Below are 15,464 nucleotides of genomic sequence, written 5' to 3'. Positions count from 1 at the left end.
TGCATAGGCGTTGCATTGTTAGTCTAACATTGCACGGGTTATGCCAAATTAATAAGTAAATAAAAACATGTAGTTAAGTTCAAAATAGATGGCTTTCCCGATATGACATTCATTCTGAATATCATTCGGCAGCAATCTTAGGAATTGCAGTAATCAAAGGTACACCGGATATTTGAGTGAGTTGCTCCCTACGGCGTATAGTTGTGTCAAATAGCTCAAGAAGAATTGCCATACCTATGCCCAGAACAAGTCCAGCGATAACTCCAACAGCCGCAAATACGGTTGGCGTGAAATTCGTTGGTGAACTTGGCGTGTAAGGGAGGTCGATAATTTTGACCCGTTTATTTTGCTCAAACACACCTAATGAACCGGTCAATTGTGCCATTTCGTAACGTTCCACTAGTTCATCGTAGAGTTGTCTTTTTAGACTGACATCGCGTTGCAGCTTCAATAATTGCTTGGCTGTACTACCGTAACTTTGGGCGTTGACAGTGAGCTCATCGATCATAGACTGCAGGCTATTAGTTTCCTGCTTGAGTGATTCGTATCGACCTCGAACAAGCTGGAGACTATGGAGCTGGGTAATTAGAAGCGGCTGAATATCACCTACATCGCTCGCTGAAGTCACGCTGGCAATATCCCACAGTTGGTCACTGTTGAGTTCCGGTTGCTCAGACTTAAGTAATTGGTTGCGCTCTTTCTCTAGCCTGCTAAGTTCTCTGAGTTTGGCCTGCACGGCACTGTGGGTATCAGTGTATTTTGCTTTGAGTAAGGTTAACGCGCTTCGAGTTTCAATGATCTGCTCTTCCAGTTTGCCGACTATTGGGTTGGTTTTAGAGAGTTGCTGATCAAGCGAGCCTAGGCTTTGTTCTACGCCAGACAGCTCGGCTTGTTTTTCTGCCAAAGTTTGTTTAAGGGAGGCGAGTCGGCTTAGGTTCTCATTTTGCATTTCCGGCGTCGCTGAAGAGTGTTGGTTGTAGTAATCGGCTAACGCTTGTTCGGCGTTTTCTAGCTCTTGTTTGCGTTTCTTAATATGGATAGCTAAAAATTCACTGGAATCTCTGATGGATGAGCGTTCAGGTGCCAAAAGTTCTTCGACAAAGTGTACACTTACCGATTCTAGCAGCGCCTTCATGCCCTCTGGAGAGGATGAGCTATATTCAATCTTTATGAAGTCTTTACCTAATTGATTAACGGTTAGGCTGGCAGAAAGCTCAGCAATGATTTGGTCTTTTTGAGATGCGGTCATTGAATCATTAATTAGGTTTAAGTCGCTCGCAACCGACAGCAACACGTGGCGGCTGTTGAGGAGAGTTTTGAGTGCTGACAGACGATCTTTGAGCATGGTAGAGACTGCAATGTCTTCAAGGAACGGATTCATTTTGGCGGTTTCTTGAATCAGCATACTGGTATGCGATTTATATTTCAGAGGAGTCAAGACGCCAATAGCGTAAGCGATAAAAGGCATGATCAAGATTGGCATTACTATCGCATAACGACGCCTCCAGGCTGCGGTTAGGATAGCTAAAAGCCTCAGCTTTAGCTCACTCATAAGGCCTCCAAATAGCGCTCTAGTACTTGAGCTCTTTGCTCCCAGCTCTCGCTATCGACTAGGCCTGCAGGGAGCTTAGTCGATTGCTTTGCCGCTGACTCAAGCGCTTTTATCATTTCACCAACATTTTGAATCACGATGACATGCTCACGGTAAGGCTCAAGTGCTGGGAATTCGGTAGTAATAACCGGTCTTCTTGCCGCTAAATACTCTTTCAACTTAAGAGGGTTGCACGCACTAATTTGTGCATTTAAGACGAATGGCAGCAGACTGACGGTCCAATGCTGGCTGTAACTTGCGAGTTGTGCATGAGGTTTGGGCCCCAAATAGAAGACGTTGTCGGCCTGTACAATTGGAAACTGTTCTAGTTCTAGTTGACCAATGAATACGAAATCCCAATGCGGCATTGCACCTATCACCTGATTAAGGAGCTCATAATCTAGCCAATTAGAAAGACTGCCATAGAAGCCAGCAATTGGACGTCCTCTGTTTGGTAAGTCATTGGCACGCTTGGTAGGCTGGGAGAAGCGCTGACAATCCACACCATGAGTGAGCAAGCGAGCTTTCCTTTCTGGGAATTTTCGCAGAAGTTTTTCGCTTGCCGTAATGACCATATCTGCCTCTTGAACCAGTTGACGTTCATGCTGTAATACCGTGTCGTGATCAACACCTGCGAGTGCTCCAAAATCGTCACCGCAGTAGTAGACTACGGGTAGATTCCCCAAACGTTGGCAGATGTCAGCAGCGGTGGGTAATGAACTCCAAATAATGGGATTTTTGAGTTTTAGTTTTTGAATAATGGGAACCAATTGTGACTCCATCAAGGCTGCCGCCAGTTTTCTAGACCACGTTGATCGAGGCGCTGGAATCGTCATCAAGTTTACAATAGTGATAGTCTCCGGCACTGGTTCGAACTCGAGTTTCAGCTGCTTGGACTTATCACGTCGAAGTAGCTTATTTAGTGCACGTGCTGCATCGTGTTTAGTGAACTTGGGTTGACGTAAACCAATAGAATTTATCCAGAGTACTTTCCGTTGACTGGCAAGGCGCTTGACGAGATGCTGAGTGCTAGAAGGCAGAGCACCATAATCTTCTCCAAATACAATCAAATCTCTCATAACACAATCCCTGTTATTCAGTTACGGTCATTTAACGCTACAGCGTCTGATCAATATGTTTGACAACTTTCGCAGGACATCCTGCAGCGATAACGTTGGCGGGTAAATCGTGAGTCACGACGCTACCTGCAGCGACGATGGTTCCCTGTCCAATTGTCACCCCAGTTTGCACGGTGACTCCTGTTGCTAGCCAAACGTCTTGCTCTAGGACGATGCTTCCAATGCGATGATCTTCATCGGGTGCGCCTTCTGCTCTTTGGCGTGCATTGAGCGGATGTCCTGAATAACCAAATAACTGACAACGTCCCGCGATTCTTACGTTGTCTTGAATTTCTACTTTTTCAGCAACGGCTATGGTGACCTGCCAGCCTATATCAACGTTGCTACCGACGATAAGTTCGGGTTGTATTGCAGGGTTAGAGTGAGGTGTGGTGCGAGCGCTAAAGGTGGTGTGCCCTGACACTCGACAGTCATTGCCTAAAGAGATTTTCAAGGGACCAGTGACAAGTGGCAATCCGCTGTAAAGATAGAGTGAGTGACCACATTTCGATACGCGACCTTTAAACGCAGGCGTGTATACAAACAGTCGAGAAAGTGTTTCGATTCCATTTCGCAAAATGGTTAATAACGCATAGAGCGCTTTATTATAGAACGATGGCGTTGGAATGCCTGTCGCACGTGCTCTTTTCAAAATGACAAAAAGGTTTCTCATTTTGGGATTTGGGTGAGACCGAAGCCAATTTTTGAAATCGAATGACGAAGTAGTGTTCATTTTGACATTCCTTCTCGTTAGTCTGAGTCGTGGACACTAGGATACTAGAAGGAGTATCAAGAATTGCGCCAATAATTATTATTATATTAATCAAGGAGTTGCTGGTTGTTTCTATTCTAGATTTTCGTGCTTCTCAAATTGCGAAGCAATTTGTGACACTGCGATGGTCAGTGCTGCGAGAATATAAATCGGCCATACGAAGCCTTGAGTTAGAAAAGTCCCGGATACGAAGGTACCTATAAGACCACTGTATACCGCCAGCGCCATTGAACGCAGATAAGGTGGGATATCTGTTCTACCATCTATGAAAGTGAGTGTTTGCCTAGCACATTTCAAAAGCTGATAAATGAATAGTAAGAACACAATAAGCCCAATAAAGCCAGTCTCGGCTAACACACCAAACCAAGTACTGTGAACAGCATGGTTTAATCCATCCCAATGAGGGCTGTAGAAGAAATAGTTGTAGTAAAAGTTATCTAGTCCAACACCTAAGACTGGATTATCTAGTGCCATTTTGTAGGCAGCTTCCCATGCATAGATCCTGCCCATTGCAGATTCATCAATGCCTTCTTCCGCAGCTCCTCCAGAGGCTCGCCCAGAGATGCCAGCTAATGAGTAGAGCGCAAGAGCACCGATAACACCTAAAAAGGCAAATAGAGTTTTTGATGGAATGATGCGCCAAGCGTAGAAACCAAACACTGCGAGTGACCCTAATAATCCACCTCGACTTTGGGTCGCGACAATAGCAAAAAACAGAACCGCAGAAGTGAGAAGTGATAGCGCTCGAAATGACCACCCGATTCCTTTCGTCGTCATAGTGGCGACAGTGAATGCAAGGGGAAACAGCAGCACTAAGGCAAGATCATTTGGATCGCCAAGCATAGAGCCGAAACTTCGACCAATAGTGACCCTTGAGCCTTCGACTAAACCAATACCATTTGCTGAGTTATATAAGGCAACACAACCTACAACAAGTCCCGAGATAACAATCAGAAATGAAAAACGTGACAGTTCTTTGGGAGAAGTAATCAACCATGACACGGCCAACGTCATGATCATTATTTTGACGTAAGTGCCATTAAACATCGCAATGGCAACGCTTCTATTCGCGGCAAACACGACTCCTACAATGACAATCCCCCAAAATATAAACAGCCATCGGTAAACTGGATGCCAGTAAAGCTGTATTTTTCCACTAATTAAGGTATGCCAAAGTAACGCGGACAGAGCGGCGGCCGAGAGCATTAACGGGATTTTCAATGGATAGAGTGCGGGAAAAACTTCATGAATTCGGAAAAAAGAAAATACGATAAAGAGCGTTACCAACCAGAAGGTCTGGCTCAAAACAATCAATATAGCGATAGGTATAAGTCCGATAGCTATACCCACGATAGGGTGGGGTACCACTGCCCAAATAAGCCCTACCAGAACACACAACGAAACACTCAGTAGTGCATGTTTAGAGTGTTTAGAAGAAGGATTGGCGGTACTCATAGCCATACCTTGCATATAACGATATCTTGCCCATTCCAATTGGAACGGTACCCATCGAAGCTAGTCATGACTCAGCTCCAATTCAAGAATGGAATTGCATGTAGCGAGTACGTAAGTAGTGATTGGGCGATAACTCGTCTCAGCATCGTAACACTGAGCCACCTTCATAGCTTCGATGGCAATCGCATCCCTTGAGAAGGGGTCTCTGTGACAATGGTGGAGAGCTTTTGCGAGAGAGCTGGGTTCATTGACATCATACTTCAGACAGCTTAAACCATCTGACAACACTCGCCCCCAATATCTATTATCCCTTGGAATAATAGGGCACATGCCCGCTGCCATCGCCTCTAAAATTAATAAGTTAGCTGATTCATCAGATGCAGTTGAGACAAAAATACTGCATTTCTGTCTTATTTCATCGATATTTTGGTAGTCCTGATACCAATGCAGTCCTTTAATTGGGCGGGGGATAGAAGTACTTTTATCAGCCGATTTCAAAAATGATTGAGAGAAGTAACAGATGTCTCCATCAATAGCACCAGGAAATTGAGTTACCGCAGTTAAGAGGGGCTCGATAGGATCTTGATTAAGGTCTCCCGCCCAGAAAATTCGCGAGTCTGCGGATTTTCTCACTGTTGGCCAATCGGCGATAGTGATACCACTTTGGAAGCTTTGCCAGTTTCCATCTTCCAAGGTGTTGCGTTGTTGTAGTAGATGTTTGTTTAAGTCTTCAGTTCCAGATTGGTAAAAAACTTTTGTGGCTTTTGTTAAACACCACTGGTTTATGGCAGAGTCATAAAGTTTTGAATAAACCAAGTGAACGAGCGTGTAGCCCAAACACACTCTTAACCAGTAGACTGGGAGGGCCATTTGAGGCTGAGAAAACGATAGCATCATATGCACCCTTGGGAGTGTTGTTAAGAAGTAGAGACAGTAACAAAGCTGGCAGAGGCTTTTGAACCAATCAGTAATTGATAACCGCTTTTTAGAGTCAATAGGGAAAGGGAGTGGGTATATCTGTAACGGGATTTCGTAGCTTTTCAGTTGCGTCCAATGATCGGCTTTCGCCGTCAGGACGCTTATCTGCACACCTTCATTCCCGAGTTGACGCAGCAAAGAGTGCAAAGCTAAAGTATCGCTGCTTTTCGTGGAATAAGCGTCGAAGACTACAATATGTTTTTGGCATTGTTTAGTCATATCTAAGGCCTAATAGAGACGAGTAGCTATCACGGAGATAACCCTTCAATTTGCATAATAGATATGGTTAGAGCAAGTAAGATGCCACGTTACTAACTCTATATATTACATATATTTAAGATTAAAACATGCTGGTTTGGTTGTACTTGATAACGAGATTCTCAATATAGGAATCACAATGACAGCCCAATGATAGGCGTTACGGAGTTGCAGTATCGGCAAAACCATAAATGGACAGTACTTGCGGAATAATGACTTTGGTGGAGTAGTTCTGTTCTATAGTCTGTTGCGCATTAAGCTTTACTTGGGCTTTTTCAGCGGGGGAGAGTGAGAACCAGTGCTTTAGTGCGTTATACATCTCCTGATTATTGTCTACGATCCATCCATTTATCCCCGAGTCTATCATGCTAGGAAGCTCGCCCAGTTTAAAGCTAATAAGTGGAATACCACGAGACATCGCCTCTAACGCAGCCATGGGCAGCCCTTCATATTTCGAGGTGATGAGCAATACATCGATGTCAGGCCATACTGGCGCCATCTCTTTTTGGTGGCCATGGAAAGTGACGTTAGGTGAATTGTGTTGTTTTAACTCTTGCTCCATATCACCAGAGCCATAAACATGGAAGGCATTGCGAGGAAACCGATTAGCGATATCTAGAAAGGTGTCTGGGCCTTTTTCTGGACTTAATCGCCCTACGAACGCTACGTTTTGATTTGTGGATTCAAGAAACTCAGTTTGTGGGACAAAGTTATTGACCAGTACACTAGAATAAGGGACTTTCCCTTGGATCGCGCGACTTACGCAAATCCGCTTATGACTGGCTATGGCACTGACGCGATCTACAGCGTCGTACCAGCGAACTTTTCCGATAGGTGTTTCACCAGCATGAAAAGTCGATACTATGTTAATTGCAGATGTCGCGCCGAAAAGGCGAGATAAGCGAAGTAGTATATTCGCTTTATAGCCATGTGCATGAATAACAGTGGGTTTTTGGTTTTGCGAAGCCGCTTCGTCAATGGCTTTGTTTAGCCTCAGCCAAATAGAGTGTTGCGGATAGTCGACATCCAATATAGTGGTATCAATATTAGCGCTTTGAAGCTGCGCAATTAGTGGCGGCGTAGGTTTATGTGACGTTAAAAATACAACTTTTACGTTTTGCTTAAAGGCAATCAAGCCTTTTGCTAGCTCAAGTACATGCGTCTCTATACCGCCAAAAGTACTACTGTCTAACAGTAGCCAAACCCGCTTGTTACGAGACACTGTCTTCTGCCTCCCAAGCCTGTTTTTTTCGGTAGACAGTGGATGGGCTTAATTCAAGAAGCACGGCCGCATTGAGCACATTGCCATCACAAAAATCGATAGCCTGCTGTATGGTTTCTCGCTCAACCTGCCACATAGGGCGAATGTTAGGTGTTCTAGGCTCAGTATCGCTGTCAGGCTGAGGTTGTACGGTAGCCATTTGGACCGTCTCCACCATATTGTGGTCAGCAGTGCTTTCCGGCGTTGGATGTTGTACAACTGAGAGCAGACTTTGCTGGGCGTTAGGACGAACAATTGTTGCAGGTCTTGTTTGGACCATTTCGGCGGGCAGATGATTAACGCCCAAAGATTTGTCATCGTTAAGAACCACAATGTTACGTACAACGTTTTGCAACTGTCGAACGTTCCCTGGCCAATCATATCGTCTGAGGTAACGCTGTGCTTCTTTGGAAATGGATTCAAAACGACGCTTATCTTGCTTCGCATAGCCTTTCAAGAAGTGTTCTGCCAGAGTGACGATATCACGGTCTCGCTCACGCAGTGGCGGCATATGAATTGGAACTACATGCACGCGATAATAAAGATCTTCACGGAAGCGACCTTCTTTTACTTCAGCTAATGGGTCACGGTTCGTCGCGCAAATAATGCGAACATCTACTTTTTGCTCTTTGGTCGCACCTAGTGGTGTAAACGTGCCAGTTTGCAAAAAGCGCAGAAGTTTCTTCTGCATTTCTAAGTCCATTTCGCACAATTCATCCAAGAACAAAGTACCACCGTGAGCAAGTGACGCTGCACCTTTACGATCCGTTGTCGCCCCTGTAAATGCACCTTTGACGTGTCCAAAAACTTCGCTTTCCATTAAATCTTTAGGAATCGCACCACAGTTTAGGGCAATAAAAGGCTGCTCTCGACGTTCGCTTTCGTTGTGAATGGCGTTGGCACAGACCTCTTTACCTGTGCCACTTTCACCAATAATAAACACACTGGCGTTAGTATCCGCTACTGCATCGATAATTTTGTAAACGCCTTGCATGGGAATACTGGCGCCAATGAAATCATGAAATCGTTCGCGTTCCATCTGCTGTTGAATATCATCGAGCATAGTTTCCAATTGAACTTGCTTTAGATGAATGTTGACGGACGTTTTTAAGCGGTCTGCTCGAATTGGCTTTTCAAGGAAGTCTTTCGCGCCTTTTTGAATAAGCTTGACGGCCGTATCTACACTGCCATGTGCGGTAGCGACAATAACCGGAATCTGAAGGTTTTTTTCTTCCATCCATTCAAGGATTTCGTCCCCCTGCATATCGGGTAATTGCAGATCTAGGATTATCAATGAAGGCAAGGTTCGCTCTAACAGACGCTTTGCTTCCGCGCCGGTAGCTACGTGCAATAATTCGTAGGGCTCGTTCTGCAAAAACTGTTTGTAAAGTACTGCGAGTGAAGAAGAGTCTTCAATAAGGAGCACTTTTGGTGTCATATCTACTGTCCTTGTTTAATATCACTGCTGATTAAAGGATAGTACAAATAACGACGATTTTTAGTAAATGAATACCTAACGCGCTGAATATAAAGAATTTGCGCAAAAGAGTGCTAAATAGGTAACGATAAGAATCGATTGGCGATCACTTTTTGTTTAGCCCACGATGTTATTTGGATGGGTAACCAGCCCAGACGATCAATTTCGCGGCAAATCTCATTTGCTAGTGAAGGTTGATCCCGATAGTTAAGCACGGTTCCCAATAAGTGAGTGTGGGTACCTTCTTGTAATGCCTGCACTGCATCGGCGACTTGGTTGGTGAGCGTGACCCCGCTTAGCACAACCAAATAAGTACCATCGCATGCGTTAGCGACACAGTGTGCAGGAATGTTGTTTTGATTAACGTTTAGAATGGGTGAAGTATCAATGACCACTCGATCGTATTGAGTTAGCCACTCTGCAACTTGCTGCCTTAAGTTGGTTGGGTCTTTATACAACAATCGGGTTCGAGGATCGCTAGGTGCGGATACCCCAAGAAACACTTTTGGAGAGTGTTTATCTTGCACCCAGTGGCTGGTCTGCGGTGCTAGTTCTGTTGAAATAGAGGGGACATCAGGCAGTTCTATGTTCATTAGACTTGGGTGGTAAAGGTTGAGGTCCACCAACAGTGTTTTATGGCCAGCAAGAAGGTAGCGCTCAGTCAAAGCTTGCGCTACTGAAGAAGTACCTTCTTGGCTGTTGCAGGCCGTAATACTGATTGAACGGCACTGCTTCAATTCTGCATTGAGATAAAGTTCTTCAATTTCAGCATGAGTCGCGGGAATAGACATTATAGCGCTCCTATTACAGCGATCGTCGAGACGATCCTGAAGATATCGGTTAAGCCCAGTCTAGCTTGTTCTGCAAAGCTATTACGGCGGTCTGGGATATAAATAGTATCGCCTGCGCGAATCACGGGTAACATTTTGATATCGGCAGTCTTACTGAACTCTACCAGATCGAAGGTTCTTGCTTGGCCTTGGCAGCAGGACATGTTGACGACACTGATTTTCTCCACATACGCCCTATCACTCGGCCCCCCGGCTTCGGCCAAGACATCGAGGATAGTCATGTTGTCGTTAAATACGTATCTACCAGGGTTATTAACTGCGCCCAAAATGCGAATCGTTTCCTCTTTGGGGGTATCCAGCCAATTACGGTTTTTTTCAGGGACGTAGATGGTATCGCCGCGTTTGACCAATGGAATAATGGACTCATCGCCAGTTTCAAAGTAAAGCGATAGATTTAGCTTACTGACTTTGGAGTAGGGTTTGTCGCGATGAGTAACACGAATATTGTGTATATCCGCGTCTCTTGTAGGACCATCAGCTGCTGAGAGGATATCGAGAAAATGCATGTCATCAGTAAATCTGTAGCGCCCAGGCGCGTTCACTTGTCCAAAAACGTAAATAGAGGCGTCGGAGCTTTGTCGTACCCACTGAGCTTTGTTATCCGACGGATCTTGTGGTAAATCATGAACACGGACAATAGCGCCAGCTGAAATGTAAGGCAGCTCTGATTGAGGAGCACCTCGTTTTATGAAGGCATCAAGATCAAATACCACCATTTTGTTGCTGTTAGCAACTTCGATTTTTGAGGTATCTGCGCGGCCGCTTGGGCCTCCAACATGTGCCAGCAAGTCCATCAGGTCCATTTCATCTGACCACTCAATTCGACCAGGACGAACCACTTCCCCGATAACGTTGACTGCACGATCTGGGGATACTTTAAGCCACGATTTCTCGTTGATATCGGTTTTCTCTGGCACAAAGATAGCGTCGCCAGGCTCTATTTGGGGTGCTTGGCTGCCTTTTAAACCTTCAGTGTACGCCGTCATATCAAAAGGTACGACTCGACCATCGGACTTAATTACGCGAATCTGTCTAGACTCTGCAAATCGTGTTGGGCCTCCGGCATTGGCAAGGATATCCATAAAGGTCGCGCCTTTTTTGCCCTCAAAAGCGCCGGGAGCGGCTACTTCACCCATGACATACACGGTATTGGAGCCAGATTTAATTTCCTCTTCTTGTTTGGGTACAAAAATCGTCGCTCCGGCTTGCAGAGGAGGTAACAAGGAAACATCACCGCTGTCTAAATAGCGTTTTAGGTTGAATAGTGTAGGGGTGTTATTGCTGATTACTCTAATTTGTTCCACGCTCGCATAGCGCGTAACACCTCCGGCTCGCATCAATACATCTACTAGGTCGCTATTCGATTTATAGGAGAAAGAGCCTGGTGCATTTACTTCGCCAAATACTTTAATGGCTTGGCGTGAGTCTGCACTATCACCAGAATCGGCAAGTTTAGCCGGGTCAAACTCTTGTTCAATATTACCAACTAATGGGGAAGCTGGTACAAATAAGGTGTCCAAAGATTGCAGAGCAGGGAGGTTTTTGTCATCACCGGTGTCAAGGAAGCGCTTATAGTCGAATTCCTGTCTATCTGCGCCACGCTTTAACAACATTTTGTTTAACTGGGCTCCGGAGCGCAGCCCGCCAGCGGCGTGCAGTGCCATTTGGACATTTGAGTTGTAGGGAAGCGTATATTCTCCTGGTGAGGCAACATAGCCCTGCACTGAAATCAGTATTTGTCGTTCTGAAACATAAACTTGGACGTTTGAGGTATCACGAAAAACTTTATCAAGCGCACCTTTTACCGCCGTAGTGAGCTGTTCTTCGTTATAGCCTGCAACGAATACAGGACCAACTTCTGGCAGTGTGATTCGACCGCGTTTATCAACCTGAAATCCTCTATTTAAACTCGATTCGCCAGGCAAATCGACTTGAATAAGGTCTCCGACTTGTACCTGTTTCTCGTTAGCTAGGGAAGGTGGTGCAAACAAGGCAAAGAGAACAGTTACGCATAGTAGTAGTATTACTTTAGCTTGGTTCATCACAACGCTCCTTGAGTGGCATTGCTATTTTTATCCGCGATGACTTCAATGCTGACTCTTCGGTTGGTGAGTCGAACTCCTGGGCTATCACCTTCGTAGAGAGGCAGTTCTTCACCAAGTGAGTGTGTTTCGATACGCCCGGGAGCTAAGCCAAATATAGTTAGGTAACGCTTAACTTGCTGGGCACGCCCTTTCGCAATCTTCTCATTGTATTCGGTACCACCCGTAGCGTCGGCATGTCCGGTAACAGAAAGACGAATAGTAGGATGTTGTTTTAGAATGTTTGCTGCTTCCGCTAGATGGCCCATGTACTTGGGATTAACTTCGATAGAGTTATAAGCGAACTGGTTATCGACATTTAGAAGATGATAGACACGCTTAACCACTTGCATTAAATCATCAAAGTCCTTGCCCTTGAGAGGGGGCGCACATGTTGCCTCATTCAATACGTAGTCAAGACGCAGCTCCAAATCATTGAGCTTTCTACGTTGTATGACGATGTCGTTAGCCGCGTCAATCCACAGGCCACCCTCTAATTCTCTTGCGATACGATTTTGTTTTTCTTGAGCCTGAAGAACGGCTGCGGGGAAGCACCATCGTGCCCCTTCTTCAATCAAAGAATCTAGGTGCAGTGCGGCTAACTTCCAGTCGAATCTCAAACCATGCTCTGGTCCTAAGGGTTCATCTGGCATTACTGGTGAAAAATCAGAACCTGCATAGTTCTCGGCAATACCACCAGTTCCCTCATCGGGGTAGCTTGTACAAGCTAAAAGGAGATATGCCGAGAGACAGGTAATGCATAGCTTTACACCCGCTTTTACATCCATGTAGTTACCACCTATTTTGCCAACAAATTAGTATAATTATGTGTTACAGGTATTCGTTACTCGCATGCGTGTTCACAGGAATTGCTTGGCCAATTCGAAGCAACTGTATGATTTGTAGCGGTTGTCCCGTTACGTTCTCTAAACGCATTTTGCGTTCGCGTTCAACTAGACGCTTATATAGATAAACAATAGCACCGATGCCTGAAGAATCCATAAAGCGAACTTGACTTAGGTCAACCTCTATCTCTTGGTGCCAGTCGTTGTGGATAATGTCATCGATTTGAGGCTGTGCTTCACGGCTTCCTCGAGCATCAAAATCACCATAAAGTTCTAATTTCAAAGTGTGGTTGTTGGTTTCTGCTCTTAGTAGTTCCATCTTGCTGTCCTTATCAAGGGGGAGTGTGTTTCAAGTATCAGAGCATGGACTGTGCCAAACCTATAAATGTCGATAATTCATGGGCTTATTAGCATGTCTAAGGGTTTATCGCAAAATAAAAAAAAGCGCTTCTCAAATTGAGAGGCGCTTTTTTATATTGACGTTAGGCTTAACGAAGTCGTCGTTTAGGGCTTCTGGTTGGTTTTCCATTGCCAGATGGTTGCCCTGATTTGTTCTTAGGTTTCGGACGTTTACCTGAATTCCTTCGGTCGTCAGTTCTGATATCTGGTTGACCTTTAGTATGTTTGGTCGCAAATCTGTTTGCACCGTGTCGACCTGACTTTCTTCGTTGGGCTGGCGTCTTAGCGTCAAGATCTTCTGCAGGGACTAAGCAGCCCGGTTTGTCACCAATCAAGTACTGCTTACCCATGCTCGTTAATGCTTCTCGGATCAACGGCCAGTTTGCTGGGTCATGATAACGTAGCAACGCTTTATGCAGTCGACGTTGACGATCTCCTTTGGCTACAGGCACATCCTCACGTTTTTTGTACTTCACACGCTTGAGTGGATTGGTCTCTGAGTAATACATTGATGTTGCATTACACATAGGCGATGGATAGAAGTTCTGAACCTGATCACATTCGTAGTTGTTCTTTTTCAACCACAACGCGAGGTTCAACATATCTTCATCTTCGGTGCCTGGGTGTGCAGAGATAAAGTAAGGAATGAGGTATTGTTTTTTACCAGCCTCTTCACTGTACTTTTGGAACATCTCCTTGAAGCGGTCGTAAGTCCCCATACCCGGTTTCATCATTAGGTCGAGCGGATTCTTCTCAGTATGCTCAGGAGCAATCTTCAAATAGCCACCAACGTGATGCGTAACAAGCTCTTTCACATATTCTGGAGACTCTATTGCCAAGTCGTAGCGAACACCCGAAGCAATCATCACCTTCTTGACCCCTTTGACTTTGCGAGCTGCACGATAAAGGTCAATAGTGTGTTTGTGGTCAGTATTGAGCTTGTTACAGATGCCAGGGAAGACACAAGAAGGACGACGACAGTTAGCTTCTGCTTTTGGATCTGAACAGCCAAGACGATACATGTTAGCTGTTGGGCCACCCAGATCGGAAATGGTACCCGTGAAGCCCGGAACTTTATCGCGAATCTCTTCAAGTTCGTTAAGAATTGAGTCCTGCGACCGGTTTTGAATAATGCGGCCTTCATGCTCAGTAATCGAACAGAATGAGCAGCCACCAAAACAGCCACGCATGATGTTCACAGAAGTCTTAATCATATCGTAGGCAGGGATTTTTGCCTTACCGTACATAGGATGTGGCACACGTGCATAAGGCAGACCGAATACGTAATCCATCTCTTCGGTAGACAGTGGGATTGGGGCTTGGTTTACCCATAGTTCACGATTACCGTGCTTTTGAATCAGAGCACGACCTGAATAAGGGTTTGTTTCCAGATGCATGACACGACTGGCGTGCGCGTACAAAATACGGTCGTTGTTAAGCTTCTCGTACGGTGGCAGTCTCACTGCCGTTGTTTTTGCATCATGACGAGAAGGGCGAATCGTAATTGGCTTAGCTTCAGGCTCTTTCTTTTGTGTATCGCAATTTGATTCTACTTCGTACGGGTTTTGAGGCACGAATGCTTTACCCGGCTTTTCAATGCGAGAAGAATCAATAATCGTGTAGTTTTCTGGTTCTGCAGGAAGATTAACAGCAGTCCCCCGAATATTGGTCATGTTGCTAACAGTTTCTCCATCAGCAAGACGGTGTGCGACCTCAACTAAGGCACGCTCGGCATTACCAAATAGCAAAATATCCGCTTTAGCATCAAATAACACAGAGCGGCGAACTTTATCAGACCAATAGTCATAGTGCGCAATTCGGCGCAAACTCGCTTCGATACCACCCAATACAATGGGTGTCTCTTTATAAGCTTCACGACAACGCTGAGAATAAACAAGTGTTGCACGATCGGGTCTTTTTCCACCTTCGTTATTCGGCGTGTACGCGTCATCGTGACGTAGCTTACGATCGGCAGTATAGCGGTTTATCATCGAGTCCATGTTACCCGCTGTAATACCGAAAAACAGATTTGGTTGACCAAGCTTCATGAAGTCATTTTTATTGCTCCAATCTGGTTGGGCAATAATGCCGACACGAAAGCCTTGCGCTTCCAATAAGCGTCCGATGATCGCCATGCCAAAACTAGGGTGATCGACGTAGGCATCACCAGTGACAATGATGATGTCGCAGCTGTCCCATCCAAGGGCATCCATTTCTTTTCTGCTAGTGGGCAGAAAACGAGCCACACCGAAGCATTCAGCCCAGTATTTTTTATGCTCATGGATTGGGGAAACGTCGTTGTACATATTTTAACCTCTAGTTTTGGAGGCGGGCATTATATACCCCTATGTTGATGACTTCAAAGCCCAAAGAAATTG

The 15,464-nt window shown here is 45.3% G+C and carries 12 protein-coding genes; all 12 read right to left on the bottom strand.

Going from position 1 to position 15,464, the window contains the following annotated elements; genetic code table 11:
* Nucleotides 1-121: 121 nt before the first annotated feature.
* The 12 genes from AWH66_RS14135 to AWH66_RS14080 all read right to left on the bottom strand — a co-directional run bounded on the left by AWH66_RS14135 (nucleotide 122) and on the right by AWH66_RS14080 (nucleotide 15,392).
* Nucleotides 122-1,552, bottom strand: a complete 1,431-nt coding sequence (locus AWH66_RS14135; RefSeq protein ID WP_063604421.1) for a GumC family protein — start codon at nucleotides 1,550-1,552, stop codon at nucleotides 122-124.
* Nucleotides 1,549-2,670 (bottom strand): glycosyltransferase family protein, encoded by a 1,122-nt coding sequence (locus AWH66_RS14130; RefSeq protein ID WP_063604423.1) that lies wholly within the window; start codon nucleotides 2,668-2,670, stop codon nucleotides 1,549-1,551. The genes AWH66_RS14135 and AWH66_RS14130 overlap by 4 nt, the downstream gene beginning before the upstream one ends.
* Before the next feature lie 37 nt (nucleotides 2,671-2,707).
* The gene (locus AWH66_RS14125) at nucleotides 2,708-3,442 is read right to left on the bottom strand and encodes an acyltransferase (protein WP_063604425.1); all 735 of its coding nucleotides are present in this window, start codon (nucleotides 3,440-3,442) and stop codon (nucleotides 2,708-2,710) included.
* A 111-nt stretch (nucleotides 3,443-3,553) separates the two neighbouring features.
* Complete coding sequence (locus AWH66_RS14120) at nucleotides 3,554-4,936, bottom strand: O-antigen ligase family protein (RefSeq protein WP_063604465.1); 1,383 nt, start codon at nucleotides 4,934-4,936, stop codon at nucleotides 3,554-3,556.
* 60 nt (nucleotides 4,937-4,996) lie between these two features.
* Nucleotides 4,997-6,133, bottom strand: coding sequence for a glycosyltransferase (locus tag AWH66_RS14115; protein ID WP_063604427.1), 1,137 nt, complete (start codon nucleotides 6,131-6,133; stop codon nucleotides 4,997-4,999).
* 199 nt (nucleotides 6,134-6,332) lie between these two features.
* Nucleotides 6,333-7,394, bottom strand: coding sequence for a glycosyltransferase family 4 protein (locus tag AWH66_RS14110; RefSeq protein WP_063604429.1), 1,062 nt, complete (start codon nucleotides 7,392-7,394; stop codon nucleotides 6,333-6,335).
* Nucleotides 7,384-8,871 (bottom strand): sigma-54-dependent transcriptional regulator, encoded by a 1,488-nt coding sequence (locus AWH66_RS14105; RefSeq protein WP_063604431.1) that lies wholly within the window; start codon nucleotides 8,869-8,871, stop codon nucleotides 7,384-7,386. The genes AWH66_RS14110 and AWH66_RS14105 overlap by 11 nt, the downstream gene beginning before the upstream one ends.
* 113 nt (nucleotides 8,872-8,984) lie before the next feature.
* On the bottom strand, nucleotides 8,985-9,701 hold the full coding sequence (locus AWH66_RS14100) for a CpsD/CapB family tyrosine-protein kinase (RefSeq protein ID WP_063604433.1): 717 nt from the start codon (nucleotides 9,699-9,701) through the stop codon (nucleotides 8,985-8,987).
* Nucleotides 9,701-11,803, bottom strand: a complete 2,103-nt coding sequence (locus AWH66_RS14095; RefSeq protein WP_063604435.1) for an SLBB domain-containing protein — start codon at nucleotides 11,801-11,803, stop codon at nucleotides 9,701-9,703. Before AWH66_RS14095 ends, AWH66_RS14100 begins: the two co-directional genes overlap by 1 nt.
* On the bottom strand, nucleotides 11,803-12,630 hold the full coding sequence (locus AWH66_RS14090) for an OmpA family protein (RefSeq protein WP_063604437.1): 828 nt from the start codon (nucleotides 12,628-12,630) through the stop codon (nucleotides 11,803-11,805). Before AWH66_RS14090 ends, AWH66_RS14095 begins: the two co-directional genes overlap by 1 nt.
* 43 nt (nucleotides 12,631-12,673) lie before the next feature.
* Nucleotides 12,674-13,006 (bottom strand): STAS domain-containing protein, encoded by a 333-nt coding sequence (locus AWH66_RS14085; protein WP_006074409.1) that lies wholly within the window; start codon nucleotides 13,004-13,006, stop codon nucleotides 12,674-12,676.
* A gap of 169 nt (nucleotides 13,007-13,175) precedes the next feature.
* Nucleotides 13,176-15,392 carry a YgiQ family radical SAM protein gene (locus AWH66_RS14080; protein ID WP_063604439.1) on the bottom strand — a complete coding sequence of 739 codons (2,217 nt, stop codon included), beginning with the start codon at nucleotides 15,390-15,392 and terminating at the stop codon, nucleotides 13,176-13,178.
* Nucleotides 15,393-15,464: the final 72 nt, after the last annotated feature.

This window comes from Vibrio barjaei, from assembly GCF_001639065.2.
Taxonomy (GTDB): Bacteria; Pseudomonadota; Gammaproteobacteria; order Enterobacterales; family Vibrionaceae; genus Vibrio; species Vibrio barjaei.
The sequence above is the reverse complement of the archived record's forward strand: the minus strand, read 5'-3'. Positions and strand labels throughout refer to the sequence as shown.

Excerpts from the sequence above, each read along its gene's own strand:
- AWH66_RS14135 (WP_063604421.1), bottom strand. The coding sequence starts at position 1,552 with ATGAGTGAGCTAAAGCTGAGGCTTTTAGCTATCCTAACCGCAGCCTGG.
- AWH66_RS14130 (WP_063604423.1), bottom strand. The coding sequence starts at position 2,670 with ATGAGAGATTTGATTGTATTTGGAGAAGATTATGGTGCTCTGCCTTCT.
- AWH66_RS14125 (WP_063604425.1), bottom strand. The coding sequence starts at position 3,442 with ATGAACACTACTTCGTCATTCGATTTCAAAAATTGGCTTCGGTCTCAC.
- AWH66_RS14120 (WP_063604465.1), bottom strand. The coding sequence starts at position 4,936 with ATGAGTACCGCCAATCCTTCTTCTAAACACTCTAAACATGCACTACTG.
- AWH66_RS14115 (WP_063604427.1), bottom strand. The coding sequence starts at position 6,133 with ATGACTAAACAATGCCAAAAACATATTGTAGTCTTCGACGCTTATTCC.
- AWH66_RS14105 (WP_063604431.1), bottom strand. The coding sequence starts at position 8,871 with ATGACACCAAAAGTGCTCCTTATTGAAGACTCTTCTTCACTCGCAGTA.
- AWH66_RS14100 (WP_063604433.1), bottom strand. The coding sequence starts at position 9,701 with ATGTCTATTCCCGCGACTCATGCTGAAATTGAAGAACTTTATCTCAAT.
- AWH66_RS14095 (WP_063604435.1), bottom strand. The coding sequence starts at position 11,803 with ATGAACCAAGCTAAAGTAATACTACTACTATGCGTAACTGTTCTCTTT.
- AWH66_RS14090 (WP_063604437.1), bottom strand. The coding sequence starts at position 12,630 with ATGGATGTAAAAGCGGGTGTAAAGCTATGCATTACCTGTCTCTCGGCA.
- AWH66_RS14085 (WP_006074409.1), bottom strand. The coding sequence starts at position 13,006 with ATGGAACTACTAAGAGCAGAAACCAACAACCACACTTTGAAATTAGAA.
- AWH66_RS14080 (WP_063604439.1), bottom strand. The coding sequence starts at position 15,392 with ATGTACAACGACGTTTCCCCAATCCATGAGCATAAAAAATACTGGGCT.